Here is a 668-nt window from a genome sequence, read left to right as displayed (position 1 = left end):
GTTTCCTACACTAATTTGAGCCATATATACTCCTGCTTTCACATTACCATCAAGTGCCAGCGTAGATGAGTAACCTTTTGCTGTAGTTTCGTATACTACAGTGCCTTCTAAATTGGTGATGTTGATCACTACTTCCTCTGTGCTGTCCGTACCGGTGATTTCCCAGGTTAATGTAATGGTACTCTCCTTAGCTTCAGCCTGAAACTGCTCTACTGTAGTGGGTTGGGTTAAGCTGTTTGGATTCGCTTTAACGGTACTTAAGCTTACTATCATCAGGGCGGCTATTATTAGTATATTTTTCATCTTACTCTCTGTTTCGTTTCTTTCAGATCAACAATACAAAGTTAGGGGATGGCGCATGGCTATATAAGAGCTAAAAAGCGTAATTTTTGCTAGGCGGTTTTGCTTAGACGGTGCTACGGTAGATTACCGGAAAGGCCTTGATTTCAGTAATAAACTAGGTTTTAGGACTGTGACATTACCCGGGATGCAATATCACGCAGAAAGGCATGGAGAACTCCAAAAAATGAAAACCTTCGAGTTCTCCCGATTTAATTCAGATCAAACGTAAAACTTCAGACTTACTTCTTACCCCCTAAAAGCTTCTCCAGCATCGCTACTTTTTCGTCTTTCTCTTTGAGCAGTTCGCGATATAGCTTTTCATTTTT

Annotated in this window: 1 protein-coding gene; it reads right to left on the bottom strand. The window is 40.7% G+C overall.

Going from position 1 to position 668, the window contains the following annotated elements; genetic code table 11:
* On the bottom strand, window positions 1-303 hold a 303-nt coding region (locus FNH22_RS31770), incomplete at its 3' end, for a hypothetical protein (RefSeq protein WP_143402569.1).
* Window positions 304-668: the final 365 nt, after the last annotated feature.

The organism is Fulvivirga sp. M361, from assembly GCF_007097395.1.
GTDB lineage: Bacteria > Bacteroidota > Bacteroidia > Cytophagales > Cyclobacteriaceae > Fulvivirga.
Note: the sequence above shows the minus strand (reverse complement) of the source record. Positions and strands in the feature narration are given on the sequence as shown.